The organism is Acinetobacter sp. UBA3025 (assembly GCF_002367915.1).
In the GTDB taxonomy this organism is placed as follows: domain Bacteria; phylum Pseudomonadota; class Gammaproteobacteria; order Pseudomonadales; family Moraxellaceae; genus Acinetobacter.
On sequence record NZ_DFDO01000317.1, the window covers coordinates 1 to 14,064 of the forward strand.

Consider the following 14,064-nt stretch of genomic DNA (forward strand, 5'->3'; position numbering starts at 1 on the left):
GATGGCGGTGCACAGCATTTTGTGGACTGTATTAAAGAAGCTCGTGCTTTGAGTCCAAAGACTTTGCTGGAAATTCTGGTACCTGATTTCCGTGGTCGTATGGACATTGCGCTACGCATCATGACCGAATGTCCACCAGATGTGTTTAACCATAATATCGAAACTGTGCCACGTCTGTATAAAGCCATGCGTCCAGGTTCTGATTATCAGCACTCTTTAAATCTGTTGAAAATGTTTAAAGATTATTGCCCAGAAATTCCAACCAAATGTGGTTTGATGGTCGGTATCGGTGAAACTGAAGAAGAAGTTCTCGCTCTGTTAGACGACCTGAAAGCACATGACGTGGATTATGTAACGATTGGCCAGTATCTACAGCCATCTAAACAGCATGCGCCAATCGACCGTTTTGTAACGCCAGAAGAATTCGAACGTTATGCAGAACATGGCCGTAAGCTTGGCTTTAAGAATATCTGGTCAGCACCGATGGTACGTTCAAGTTACTTTGCGGATCGTCAATACTACGGCGAACCGGTTCCAGAAGTACGCCGTAAAGTTGATCCAGCGAAGAAAATCGCTGTACAGGCAATTGAAGCTTAAAATGACTTAGATCAAAGCCCTCTCAAGTAGAGGGCTTTTTTATGCCTAACTAAATTTATATTTGTTCACTTTTTAATTATTTTACCTACCCTCTCTTAGAGATTAAGTTATTACTTATCTTCACATTTCTTTGCGTGTTCTCACTTGAAGACTGTGCATTTTTCAAACAATCTCAAAAACAGATAAAACACTTCAATATATCGTTGAAATATTTAATAACGATCGTTCTCACAACAACAATTGTGAATTTGCCAGTTGCTTAAGCGATGTAAAAAAATTGATCAAGTCTTATGAAGACACCTTAGGGAGATCGGCAGCATCACAATTGTATGACCCTGGAGAAATATAACAATGCTATTTATTTTCGCCGTACTTCTTCTCATTGCCAGTTTATGGGCGATTTTCTTTTTTCAACTCTCCCGTACCACTGGTGCAATTACCCTGATTGTCATGTCAGTGGTTTGTGCCTTTATCAGTCCTTGGTCACTGATTCTGGGTATTCCCCTGATCCTGATCAGTCTGGTCGTCATGATCGAACCTTTGCGTATGTCTTTCATTTCCAGGCCAGCCTATAAGGCATTAGCGGATGCCATGCCGAGCATTAGCCCGACAGAACGTGAGGCTCTTGATTCCGGCACCAGCTGGTGGGAAAAAGAACTCTTTATGGGTGCGCCGAACTGGGAAACCTTTAATAGCTATCCCTATCCAAAACTTTCCGTTGAGGAACAGGCATTCTTGGATAACGAAGTCGAAACACTGTGTAGCATGCTCGATGAATGGGAAATTCATGAGAAGAAAATGCTGCCTGAACATATCTGGCAATATATTAAAGATAATGGCTTCTTGGGACTAATTATTCCCAAAGAATACGGCGGTCGTGCCTTTAGTTCCTTTGCTCAAAGCCGGGTGATGAGCAAAATTTCTTCACGCTCTCTCACTGCTGCTGTGAGCTGTATGGTGCCTAACTCACTTGGGCCGGGTGAGTTGTTACTACATTATGGTACCGATGAACAAAAAGATCGTTATTTACCCGGTCTGGCCAAAGGTGAAGAAATCCCATGTTTTGGTTTGACCAGTCCTGAAGCCGGTTCAGATGCCGGTGCGATTCCAGATACCGGTGTGGTTTGCTATGGACAGTTTGAAGGTCAGGAAGTCTTGGGATTGAGAATGAATTTCTCTAAACGCTGGATTACCTTGGCACCGATTGCCACTGTCGTCGGTTTAGCTTTTAAAATGTATGATCCTGACCATCTACTCGGTGATAAAACGGATTATGGGATTACTTGTGCCTTGCTACCGGCCAATCATGAAGGGGTAAAAGTCGGTCCACGTCATAATCCTGGCTCCCCTTTTATGAATGGTACTGTTGAAGGTAAGGATGTATTTATTCCTTTAGACTGGATCATTGGTGGCGTGAAAAATGCCGGTAAAGGCTGGCGTATGCTGATGGAATGTCTAGCGGTTGGTCGTGGTATCTCCCTACCGGCTTTGTCTACCTCCAGTGCTGAAATGACTTATCTGAATGTCAGTGCGTTCTCGCGAATCCGTCAGCAATTCAAGATTTCAGTGGGTAAATTTGAAGGCGTACAGGAAGCCAATAGTGAAATTGCCAGTGATGCCTATATGCTGGAAGCATTCCGTTATTTAGTGACTTGTGGCTTGAATCAAGGTGGTAAGCCGGCAGTTATGACCGCGATTGCCAAATACTATGCCACAGAGACCATGCGTAAAATCGTCAATCATGGTATGGATGTCGTGGGCGGTCGTGCTATTCAAATGGGGCCTCGTAACTTCCTGGCTCTCAACTATCAGGCCATTCCAGTATCGATTACAGTCGAAGGCGCCAATATTCTGAGCCGTTCATTGATGATCTTTGGTCAAGGCTCAATGCGTTGCCATCCTTATCTATATGAAGAATTACAGCTTCTGCAAGCTGAAGACCCAAAAGCCGCTCTGAATCCATTCGATATTATGTTATTTAAGCATCTGGGTTATACCTTTAACCGGACTGCCCGCTCTTTTGCCTATGCTTTTAGCGGTGGTTCAAGTGCTGCGCCACAAAGTGCAGTTGATTTTACCCGTCCTTATTACAAGATCATCAACCGACTCAGTGCCAACTTTGCCCTGACTGCAGATATGTGTTTAGGCCTATTAGCAGGTGATATTAAACGCAAGGAAATGCTTTCTGGTCGTCTGGCTGATATCCATGCTCATTTGTTTATTGCGACGGCAATCCTAAAATTCTTTGAACATAGCAAAAAAACTGAAGCTGAACGTCTGCATGCACAATTGGCAATTGAGAAATCTTTATATACCGCTCAAGAAGCATTTTATGACCTGTTTGCGAACTTCCCGGTTGCGGTTGCTGCTGGCATGGTCAAACTCATCTGTTTCCCATTTGGCCGCCCTGTCGCGAAACCATCTGACCGACTTAAACAGGAAGTCGCAAATGTCATGATGGAAGATAACGCTTTCCGGCAGGTACTGAAAAAGCATGTTTTCTATAGCACGGCGGAAGATGATGTGAATGGTCGTATGGAATCAACCTTCACCATGTTATTGGAGATTGAGCAGCTTTGGGATCGCTTTAAGAAAGCTGAAAACAAAGGTCAATTTAAGGGACTTAGTTTTGCTGATCATGTGGCTGATGCGCATGAACAAGGCTTTATTAATGAAGAAGAAGCCAATAAGTTACTGCACTATAATGCGCGTCGCTATGACAGCATGTTGACTGATGTCTTCGATTTGCATTTACAGGAAGTATTGGAACTGGAAAATCCTCATATTTCGAAAGCAGATGCAACAGGTACTGATACCTCAGTTCAAAGTGCACCTTCACATTCAACCAGCCCTTAAATAAATTTCTTATCTAAATCGAATCTTGCTTTCCAAAGTGAAGTTATTTCTTGACTTCACTTTGGATATCTCAAGTGGCTTTTCAGCCGCTTTTTTTTACGACTATTGCACGATAGTATTTTGGCTTAAAAGCGTTAAGCTAAAGCAATAATAAAATTGAGGATAAAGCATGTCACAACAAGATTATGAAAATGGCTTGAAAGTCCGTACTGAAGTAATGGGGGAAAGCTTTGTGCAGCGTGCTCAGGAAAATACCGTGCCTTTTAGCCAGCCATTACAGGACTGGATTAATGAACATGCCTGGGGTTCGACCTGGCAACGTGAAGGTATTTTACCGCGTAAATATCGTTCTTTAATTACCATTGCATTTCTAACCGCGCAAAAAAGTCCCACTGAACTAAAAGGTCATGTGCGAGGTGCCCTAAATAACGGCGCAACGGTTGAGGAAATTCAGGAAGTGTTGTTGCATAGCCTGCCTTACTGCGGTGCACCGGCAACCCAGGAAGCGTTTCGTGCCGCGCTTGAAGTCATTCAGGAATATGAGACGAATCAACAAAATTAAGATATTTATTTAAATTGTTTGAGCTTGTCATATTAAAATTAGCTTAGGCTATTTAAAGCAATTGAAATAAAAATCCGGGAATTTTTAAATTCCCGGATTTTCTTATTTTTGATAATTAAATCTGTCGTTATGGATTTAATTCAAAATTAATAGGTTCTCTATAAATAGCAATTTATAAGAAAGACTTTAACCCCTTAATTCAATCTGCGTACGTTGTTCCAAGCCTTGCACCGCAGCGGAGAAATCCAGCTGGCTGGCCTGTGACTTGGCAATCTGCTGGAACTGTTGTTGCACCAATGACATCACTGATAAATCTAGTTGCTGTTGTTGTACCAGCTCCAAGGCAATGCCAATATCTTTCTGCAATAGATCCAGCGCAAAGGTCTTGCTAAATTCACGGTTCAGTACACGCTGCGCCATGATATTTTCCGACATGCTGCTTTTACCGCTAGAATGATTAATACAGTTCAGTGCACTGCTTAAATCAACGCCCTGTCCTTTCAGTACTGTCAGCCCTTCAGCCAATGCCCATAAATGAGTCGCCATTAAAGTATTATTTACAGCTTTTACCGCAAAGCCAGAACCGCTTTCTCCCACATATTCAATCAGGCCAGCAAAGGCATCAATGATCGGTTTGGCTTGTTCAAAAGCTTGTTCATTACCACCCACCATAACAGTTAAAGTACCGCGTTCCGCTCCAATGGTTTGGCCAGAAACCGGTGCATCCAGATAAAAACAGCCTTGTTGTTCCAATAACTTCGCCAGTTTCTGTGCAGATTCCGGCACCCCGCTGGTACAGTCAATCCAGATTGCACCTTGTTTGGGTGGATGAGCTGCAATCAATGCTTCCACATCCTGACTGGTCGGCAAACAGGAAAAGATAAAATCTGCCTGAACCGCCTGCTCAATACTCACTGCCTGCGTTGCAAAAGTTTCAGCATGCGCTACAGCTTTCTGTTCAGTCCGGTTCCAGACCCAAACCTGATGTCCGAGTTTTGGCAAATGGGAGGCCATATGCCAGCCCATTGCCCCGAGTCCTAAAAATGCAATTGTATGACTCAAAAAATGCTCCTCATATTAAGCGACTGGCTTAGCCTCGACCTCAGTTACGGTTTCAGCTGGTTCAGAGGCTGGCAATTCTTTATCTTCACCACGGTTCAGGAATAGATTTAATAGAATTGCAGCTAAAGTTGCGGTACCAATACCACCCAGATCAAAACCACCAATCTGCAAGCTATAGTTGCCTGTGCCCATGATCAGACAGACTGCACCAATAATCAGCGTACTGTTCTTGGTGAAATCAACACGGTTATCTACCCAGATTTTCGCACCAGCCACCGTAATCAGGCCAAATACAACAATCGATGCACCACCCAACAAGGCCACTGGAATGGTACTGATCACTGCACCGAATTTAGGTGAAAGTCCGAGCAAAATGGCGAAGATACCAGCAAAGACAAATACAGTCGTTGCATAAACTTTGGTGACTGCCATGACACCGATATTTTCGGCATAAGTGGTCATCCCCGTACCACCGACAGAAGCGGACAATGAAGTACACACCCCATCAGCAAAGAAACCACGACCCATATATGGAGACAGGTTTTTACCGGTCATCGCAGAGACTGCCTTAAAGTGCCCTAGATTTTCTGCAACCAAGATAATTGCCACTGGTGCAATCATCAGCATGGCATTCATTTCAAAGACCGGACTCTGGAAATTCGGCAAACCAAACCATGCTGCTTCACTGACTTTGGTAAAATCAATCGCAGATCCGAAGCCCATGACGTTTGTGAAAAGGAAGTAAATCAGATAGGAAGATAACAAGCCCAATAACAGCAACAGACGGCGTACCATTCCTCGGGTAAACACAGCAATCACACTGATACAGATAATGGTGATTAATGCCATCCACGAATCAAACTGGTTCGCTGAAACACTCTTAATTGCGACTGGCGCCAGGTTCAAACCAATGATCATCACAATCACGCCTGTCACTACTGGCGGCATCAGTTTTTCAATCCAGTTGGTACCGGTTTTCATGACCAGCAGACCAATCAAGGCATAGACAATACCGCAAGCAATGGTACCGCCAAGCGCCAGTCCGATATTAGGATTCGCACCAACTCCGGAATAACCTGTAACTGCGACGACCGCACCAATAAAGGCAAAGCTGGATCCCAGATAACTAGGCAATCGACCGCCCGTGATCAGGAAAAATAAAATGGTCCCAATCCCGGTAATGAAAATCGTGAGATTGGGATCAAACCCCATTAATAAGGGTGCCAGCACGGTTGCGCCAAACATGGCAAACACATGCTGCAACCCGAGAATAATACTTTTTCCAGCAGGCAGATATTCATCTGTTTGCACGGGTGTGGTATCGAGATTGCCTTGGTAAGGCTTAAATTTTGGAAACCACGTTTCTTTTTCTTGCATCGGCTTCCCCTCCTTGATTAGGATTGAATTGAATTAGCACATTTTGTGTGGCTCACAGTAAGAACGGTTGAAGTACATCAGCGCATTGCCTTGACTCTGGCACATGGCTTTCACCTCACAGAACAACACGTCATGACTGCCTACGGATAAACATTGGACCACCTCGCAGTCAAAACTGACTAAGGCATCTTCAAGTACAGGCGACTGGGTCACCAAAGTTTTCCAGTTCCCCTGACTGAAACGCTCTGCCATTGGTGTTTTTCCACCAAACAGATTGGAAAGATTTTGTTGATGTGATGCCAGGGTATTCACACACAACACCTGATTCTTTTTAAAGGTTTCATAGACTGACGCAGAACGGTTCAGGCACACCAGTAACGTTGGTGGTGTATCCGTCACGCTACATACGGCCGAAGCGGTAAATCCAGCCATTCCTGCATCGCCTTGCGTGGTAATGACATTCACTGCAGCACCTAGATTAGACATGCCCTGACGGAAAATCTGCTGATCGACCTGGGTAAAGATGTCACCCGATGCGTTAGTCGCCAAAACCTTATTTAATGCTTTATTTTCTGCAACTGTCTCTGTGATGATTTTAGATAGTTTGGCATTCATGCTGTTCTCCCTACCCCAAGTCGATATTCAGTTTCAGACCTGGGGCATCTAGTAATGAGATTGAATCAGGTGGATCGGCTTATACATGGGCAATCGAAGCAATTTCGACCAGCGCATCAGGTTTGACCAAACCTGTCTGTACGCAATACCGTGCCGGCTTATCTCCCGGGAAATACTCAGCATAAACTGTATTAATCGCAGCATAATCTGCCCAGTCTTTGACAAAGACATGGTTAAACGTTACGTCATCCATGCTGCCACCCGCTTCTTCAATCACACGCTTGATAGTTTCCAGAATATGACGGGTCTGTGCTGCGGCATCACCGACATGCACCACATTATTATTTTCATCAAAAGCTAATGTACCGGATACATACACAATATTGTCTACCTTGGTTGCCGGTACATAAGGTGCTAATGGTTTCGATGTTCCTGCTGGAATAATGATTTCTTTAGGCATACTATTTTTTCCTTAATTCTGATCTTTAATTCTTTATGCGCTTACGGTTAATTTAGTTTCTTTTAGTGACTCACTTTCTTTTTGAAAAGTCTCGACAAAATTTGCAGTATCTGACACCCAGCCAAAGAAGGTCTTGATGTTATACAGACTGGCTTCATGCGCTTCGACTGGACCTGCCTGATAGCAGGCATCGGCAAGTGCTACACCGAAATACTCCAAGAAGAAGCCATCACGTAACGTCGATTCCACACAAACGTTGGTGGCAATCCCGACAAAGACCAGATTGCGAATACCTCGGACACGCAACATGCTGTCCAGCGCGGTATTAAAGAAACCGCTATAACGTGGCTTTTCAATTACCAGGTCTTGTGGCAGTGGCTTTAACTCATCAATCAGCTCAAAATCCCAACCGCCTTTGGCCAATAACTTTCCTTGCAATTCAGGTTGTTTGCGCATGGTCTTTAAAGCATTGGATTTATGGAAATTTGGAGAATCCGTACCACCTGCTTCCTTATATTCCGCATCCCAGCCATTTTTAAAATAGATGACCTGAATACCGGCCGCATGCGCAGCATCGACTGCTTTTTTTATATTTTCGACCACGGGTTTGGTCTTTGAGACATCAAAACCCGCCAGATCCAGATAGCCACCCTGCGAGGTATAAGCATTCTGCATGTCAATCACAATCAGGGCAGTCTGTTCTGGTGCAAGACAAATTGCTTCTGGTTCCGCTTTCAAGGTCTTGCCTGTGCCGAGTTTTTCAGTAAACCCAGCAGTAACTACAGATTCACTCATGCGCTTTTCTCCAGAACCGGTACTGTATCTTCAAGCACAATATGCTCACGACATTTCATCAGTGGCTGGATTTTTTGACCAAAATCTTCAACCCCTTGAATAAAATCATCAAAAGTCAGCAACACACCTTCTGTGCCCTTGATCTCGCCAATTTCATCCAACATTCGTGCCACATTTTCATAAGAACCCACCAAGGTTCCCATATTGATATTCACTGGAGATACGCTAGAAGCCATTTGACGGATATTGGTGTCTGCACCGGAAGTGGTATCTTTACCGCCTTGATTCATCAGCCAGTTAATCGCTTCCATATCAGCACCATCGTTATAGTGCTGCCATTTGGCTTGCGCTTCTTCATCGGTTTCTGCCGCAATGACCATAAACAGCACATAAGTCTGTACATCACGGCCAGTCACATCTGTTTTTTCTTTGAGGCGGTCATTAATTTCTGCATAAGCTGTTGGAGTATTCAGGCCTTTACCAAACACGAAGTTATAGTCAGCATATTGTGCAGAAAACTCTAAACCTGCATCAGATTGACCTGCACAGATAATCTTCATGTCGGCTTGTGGACGTGGGCTAACACGGCAATCTTCCATCTGGAAATGTTCGCCTTTAAAGTCTGATTTACCAGTCGCCCAAAGTTCACGCAGAATTTGTACATATTCAGACAGATATTCATAGCGTTTGCCAAAATAGTCATTACCTGGCCACATACCCATTTGGGTATATTCAGGTGGCTGCCAGCCAGTTACGACATTCAGACCAAAACGGCCATTTGAAATCGAATCAATGGTTGATGCCATGCGCGCGACAATTGCAGGTGGCATCACCAGAGTTGCGGCAGTTGCGAAAATTTTAATTTTGCTGGTGACAGCCGCAAGACCTGCCATCAGGGTAAACGTTTCCAGGTTATGTTCCCAAAATTCAGTCTTGCCACCAAAGCCACGCAGCTTGATCATAGAAAGTGCGAAATCGAAACCATAGTGCTCAGCACGCTGTACGATTTGTTTGTTTAACTCAAAAGTCGGCATGTACTGCGGTGCATTTTCAGAGAGTAACCAGCCATTATTTCCGATTGGACAGAAGACACCTATTTTCATTTTCACACCTCATTATTTTTAACACTTATTCAAATTTCTGATTCCACTTCAGGAATTTTATTTACAATATAAACATTGCAAAGCGTGTGCCAACTATATTTAATTAATATTTATCAAATACTTAATATTTTATTTTTTGAATTTTTAGTAAAATAACCATTTTTACCTATGAGTCAATTTTGCACATACTGTTTCATTCAAGTGCACTCGTAGCAATTTGTGCATTTGCAGTTCATGCATCAATTCGAAGTAAAAACCATGATGATGCTACAAAAATAATTGATTAGAAAAAATAAAAAACCAGACACGAGGTCTGGCTTTTAAAAAATCTTCAAACTAAAGGGAAATCAGGAATGAAAGGATCAGTTGATTCACCTGATCTGTCTCGGTCACAGTGGAGGCATGTGCACCTGTATCAAGCAAACTGAGGTGACTATGCGGCAGGCATTGTTGTAATTGTTGTGATCGCTGATAAGGCACCAGAAAATCATCTTGGTTAGCAAGCAAATGCACAGGAATATCCTTGAGTGCCTGACGATGTTCTGCGTTCAGTTTAAAAGCCTGCACGGCTTGTAGGCGTGCCAGAACATTTTGGATCGGTGGAAAGTCAAGGAGCTGCTTATTTTCTGCTTCGGTTAACTGATCAATATGGGTTGAAATCCACTGAGGCGGATAAAGAAATAAAGCCTGTGCTCTCACATATGCCTCTGCCCTGCTATTGAGCAATAACGAAGTCCGGGCTTCGAAACACTTCTGAGTATGAGCATCCAGCTCTCCCCAAGCATTTAACATGGTCAGACTGAGTAGCTTAAACTTTCTTTCAGCCTGATAGGTCGCCAGTTGCATGCCGATATGTCCGCCCAATGCATGCCCGATGAAATGAAACTCTCGAATGCCATCATTGATCAATAAATCCAGAATCTGGCCGGCCATATGGTCGATCGAATAAGACGTGGGCAATAGCGCAGAATCTGAATGACAGCCTTCCTGATCATAAGTGACTACATGAAAATGCTGCTGTAAAACTCTAATTTGAGGATTCCAGAAACTGGCATGTCCGCCCAATCCGGACGAAAGCACCATATAAGGTGCATCTGCCTGTGCTGCAAGATGAATAGATAAAGACATATCACTCTCATATTTTAACTATGAGATGAACGCAGCAAGATATATGCCTGAATAAAAGTATTTTTGAACAATTGATAAAATTATAGCCAGTAGACATTAAAGCTATAATAAAATTCCTGTACCTCAAAACGCACGTTATAACCGAGCTCAGTCAGCTCTGCCGAAAGACCCCGAATTTCTTCCAAGGGTAAATGTTTGGGAAATACCGTTAGCACAGCGGTATTGCCTAGTCGGGCATTGTCTTCAATCAGTTGAGCCAAGCGAGGCTTGTACATTTCAATATTTAAATTAGCCACGTTCGATAAAATTTTGGCCTGATCTGCAGTCATAAAACTCATTGTTCTTCACTCTTTTTGATTTTTATTCAATGAAGTTAAATGATTTAATTCACATAAAATATTTTTGTTTTGTATCTAATTAAATAAATCGTGCATAAAAAAATCCCTCACATGGAGGGATTTTTCTTAAGAAAAAAATTACTGGCCTGGTAAAGGAATATATTGTGAAGAACTACTTTGCGTTTTACGTTCATTAATCACCACATCCAGTGTCATGGTTTTTCCAGCGCGCTCTACTTCAATCTGAACGGTACTGTTTGGTGCCTGTAAAGCCACAAAATTAATCAGATGTGAGGCAGAAGTAATCACTTCATTATTCACCTTGATGATTTTATCACCACGCTGGATGCCAGCTTTTGCTGCAGGTCCATTTTCCAGCACTTCAGCGACCACTACACCTGATTCCTTAGGTTGCAGCACATCATTACGTTCTGTCGGCAACAGACTGATACCCAGCCAGCCACGAACGACACGGCCATCTTTCAGGATTGCATTCATGACCTGTTGACAGATTTTAGCTGGAATCGCAAAACCAATCCCCAGTGAGCCACCTGTTTGGGAGAAGATTGCTGTATTGACCCCAATCAGGTTACCGGCGACATCAATCAATGCACCACCCGAGTTGCCCGGGTTAATCGCAGCATCTGTCTGAATAAAGTCTTCATAGGTATTGATGCCCAGATCAGAACGGCCTGTTGCAGAAATAATCCCCTGAGTCACAGTTTGACCGACACCAAACGGGTTACCAATTGCCAGAACAACATCACCGACTTCATTGCCACTCAGCTTGAATGGCAGAACTGGTAATTGTTCAAGTTCGATTTTGATTACAGCCAAATCCGTATCCGGGTCTGTACCCACGACCTTGGCTTCAGCACGGCGTCCATCATGTAAAGCCACTACAATCTGGTCTGCCTGTGCAATCACGTGGTTATTGGTCAGGATATAACCATCAGGACGTACAATTACCCCTGAACCCAAACTGTTTTCATTTGGACTTTGACCAAACTGGTCTGGTAACTGATCACCGAAAAATTCACGGAAGACTGGATCTGTCAATAAAGGGTGCGCCTGCTGTTTTACTTTTTGTGTGGTAAAGATATTCACCACCGCAGGTGCTGCGACTTTCACGGCAGCACTATAGGAGACAACCCCTCCAGAACGCGAAGTATCAATCAACGGTTCTACTTTTTCAGCAGGCATTTTTACGCCATCCGGCGCAATCGGTGATTTAGGTTTCTGCAGCTGCTGCCACCCCAAAAAACCGATAATGACTAAAATCAGTAACACCCAAGGTAACCATGTAAAGGTGCGGCGCACTTTGCTATCCTCTAAAATATTTTAATTCGTTGATGACTAAGTAATTTGTATCCTATTGTAATGCCAAATACATAACTAAACACAAAAAAATCCACAGAGATTTGTGCTGCTTTAGTTACAATTGGACATATAGATAAGAATTGGCAAGTTCATCAACTGACAGGAATTTTATGGCGAATTTAAACGATATTATCCGCTGGTGCGATCAGACTTTGGCATCTTCCGAATTTAAGGACTATGCACCGAATGGCTTACAGATCGAAGGCCGCGCTGAAGTCAATAAAATTTTATGTGCGGTTACTGCCTCACAAACTGCAATCGAAGCTGCGATTGAACAAGGTGCTGATTTGTTACTGGTACATCATGGTTATTTCTGGAAAGGTGAAGCCTATCCGATTACCGGGATGCGTGGTAAACGCATTAAAAGCCTGATCCAACATGATATTTCGCTTGTCGGTTATCACTTACCTTTAGACAGCCACCCAACTCTGGGAAATAATATTGCGATTGCAGACCTGCTGGAACTGGAAAACCTGGAACAGCTTGATCCGAATGAGCGCCGTCCAATTGGGAATATTGGTTATTTAAAACAGGCCATGACGCCAGAAGGATTCAAAGCCTATGTTTCAGAAAGACTCGGTTATGATGCGCTACATTTACCTGCCGAAAAAAGCCTGATTCAAAAAGTCGGTTTCTGTACCGGTGGTGCACAGGATTATATTCATAAAGCGGCGGCACAAGACTGTGATGCTTATATTTCTGGCGAAGTCAGTGAGCGTACTTTTTATGATGCTCAGGAACTGGATGTGCATTATTATGCCTGCGGCCACCACGCCACTGAAAAATATGGTGTACAACGTCTGGCTAAAGCTATTTCAGAACAATTTAATATTGAGTATAGTTATTTCGAATTAAACAATCCGATTTAATTTCGATTGGCAAGTACATTGGTGGCTTTATCTTTAAATTTTCAGGCTTTATTCTGTATTGTTATTTATACACAGTGCCCATTTTTGCCTAAGAATCTATTACAATAACGCCACTTATTGTCAAAACCCAGCAAAATGCAAGGAATTGAAAACATGACAACCATTACTTTACCACCATTACCATACGACTACGACGCTCTTGCTCCACACATCAGCAAAGAAACTTTAGAATACCACCACGACAAACACCACAACACTTATGTGGTTAACCTGAACAACCTGATCGCTGGTACTGAGCTTGAAGGCAAAACTCTAGAAGAAATCATCAAAGCAACTGCTGGTGATTCATCTAAAGCAGGTGTATTTAACAACGCTGCGCAAGTATGGAACCACACATTCTACTGGAACTGCTTGACTAAAAACGGTGGCGGTAAAGCAACTGGCGCTTTGGCTGCAAAAATTGACGAAGCTTTCGGTTCTTACGAAAAATTCGCTGAAGAGTTCGCAACTGCTGCTGCAACTCAATTCGGTTCAGGTTGGGCTTGGTTAGTTGCTGATGAAGTAAACGGTAACCTGTCTATCCTTAAAACTTCAAATGCTGACACTCCAATGGCACACGGTAAAATTGCTGTGTTGACAATCGATGTTTGGGAACACGCTTACTACATCGACTACCGTAATGCTCGTCCTAAATACATCTCTACTTTCCTAGAAAGCCTGGTGAACTGGGACTACGCAAATGCGAAATATGCAGGTCAACCTGCTGGTGTTGAGAAATAATTTTTTATTTCCAGCTTAAAAAAATCACCCTTCATGGGTGATTTTTTTATTTTTAGGTCTGAGATGCATATTAAAAAAGCAAATGATTCATTTCTTTACAGGAATTGATTGACGGTCTTTGTTTTCCTGCCTAAAATGCGCA

General features: G+C 43.1%; 14 protein-coding genes. 5 read left to right on the forward strand and 9 right to left on the reverse strand.

Features of this window, described 5'->3' with window-relative positions:
* From B4J23_RS13360 to B4J23_RS13370, 3 genes are all read left to right on the forward strand, one after another.
* Nucleotides 1–597, forward strand: a 597-nt coding sequence (locus B4J23_RS13360) for a lipoyl synthase (protein WP_291361284.1), incomplete at its 5' end; no start/stop codon positions are given.
* A 351-nt stretch (nt 598–948) separates the two neighbouring features.
* Nucleotides 949–3,453 carry an acyl-CoA dehydrogenase gene (locus B4J23_RS13365; protein WP_125278380.1) on the forward strand — a complete coding sequence of 835 codons (2,505 nt, stop codon included), beginning with the start codon at nt 949–951 and terminating at the stop codon, nt 3,451–3,453.
* 169 nt (nt 3,454–3,622) lie between these two features.
* Nucleotides 3,623–4,015, forward strand: coding sequence for a carboxymuconolactone decarboxylase family protein (locus tag B4J23_RS13370; protein ID WP_125278379.1), 393 nt, complete (start codon nt 3,623–3,625; stop codon nt 4,013–4,015).
* Between the two features lie 186 nt (nt 4,016–4,201).
* Here the strand turns inward: B4J23_RS13370 and B4J23_RS13375 are convergent, their stop codons facing one another.
* The 9 genes from B4J23_RS13375 to B4J23_RS13415 form a co-directional block, all read right to left on the reverse strand.
* Nucleotides 4,202–5,041: an NAD(P)-dependent oxidoreductase gene (locus tag B4J23_RS13375; RefSeq protein WP_267460445.1), complete on the reverse strand. Its 840-nt coding sequence runs from the start codon at nt 5,039–5,041 to the stop codon at nt 4,202–4,204.
* A gap of 51 nt (nt 5,042–5,092) precedes the next feature.
* Complete coding sequence (gene rutG / locus B4J23_RS13380) at nt 5,093–6,454, reverse strand: pyrimidine utilization transport protein G (protein WP_125278377.1); 1,362 nt, start codon at nt 6,452–6,454, stop codon at nt 5,093–5,095.
* 33 nt (nt 6,455–6,487) lie between these two features.
* Entirely contained in the window at nt 6,488–7,003 is a 516-nt protein-coding gene (gene rutF, locus B4J23_RS13385) for an NADH-dependent FMN reductase RutF (protein ID WP_406935373.1), read from the reverse strand.
* A gap of 145 nt (nt 7,004–7,148) precedes the next feature.
* On the reverse strand, nt 7,149–7,529 hold the full coding sequence (gene rutC / locus B4J23_RS13390; RefSeq protein WP_103800446.1) for a pyrimidine utilization protein C: 381 nt from the start codon (nt 7,527–7,529) through the stop codon (nt 7,149–7,151).
* Between the two features lie 33 nt (nt 7,530–7,562).
* The gene (rutB, locus tag B4J23_RS13395) at nt 7,563–8,324 is read right to left on the reverse strand and encodes a pyrimidine utilization protein B (RefSeq protein WP_125278375.1); all 762 of its coding nucleotides are present in this window, start codon (nt 8,322–8,324) and stop codon (nt 7,563–7,565) included.
* Entirely contained in the window at nt 8,321–9,427 is a 1,107-nt protein-coding gene (rutA, locus tag B4J23_RS13400; RefSeq protein WP_125278374.1) for a pyrimidine utilization protein A, read from the reverse strand. Before rutA ends, rutB begins: the two co-directional genes overlap by 4 nt.
* Before the next feature lie 336 nt (nt 9,428–9,763).
* Entirely contained in the window at nt 9,764–10,555 is a 792-nt protein-coding gene (gene rutD / locus B4J23_RS13405) for a pyrimidine utilization protein D (RefSeq protein WP_125278373.1), read from the reverse strand.
* A gap of 80 nt (nt 10,556–10,635) precedes the next feature.
* Nucleotides 10,636–10,893, reverse strand: a complete 258-nt coding sequence (locus B4J23_RS13410) for a hypothetical protein (protein ID WP_004782755.1) — start codon at nt 10,891–10,893, stop codon at nt 10,636–10,638.
* Nucleotides 10,894–11,031: 138 nt separating this feature from the next.
* Entirely contained in the window at nt 11,032–12,213 is a 1,182-nt protein-coding gene (locus tag B4J23_RS13415; RefSeq protein ID WP_125278372.1) for a S1C family serine protease, read from the reverse strand.
* Nucleotides 12,214–12,383: 170 nt separating this feature from the next.
* On the opposite strand from B4J23_RS13415, the gene B4J23_RS13420 reads away from it, so the two are divergent.
* Together B4J23_RS13420 and B4J23_RS13425 are read left to right on the forward strand one after the other, a co-directional pair.
* The gene (locus B4J23_RS13420; RefSeq protein ID WP_291361296.1) at nt 12,384–13,142 is read left to right on the forward strand and encodes a Nif3-like dinuclear metal center hexameric protein; all 759 of its coding nucleotides are present in this window, start codon (nt 12,384–12,386) and stop codon (nt 13,140–13,142) included.
* 153 nt (nt 13,143–13,295) lie between these two features.
* A complete protein-coding gene (locus B4J23_RS13425; RefSeq protein WP_004782758.1) occupies nt 13,296–13,922 on the forward strand; it encodes a superoxide dismutase in 627 nt (208 codons plus the stop codon).
* Nucleotides 13,923–14,064: the final 142 nt, after the last annotated feature.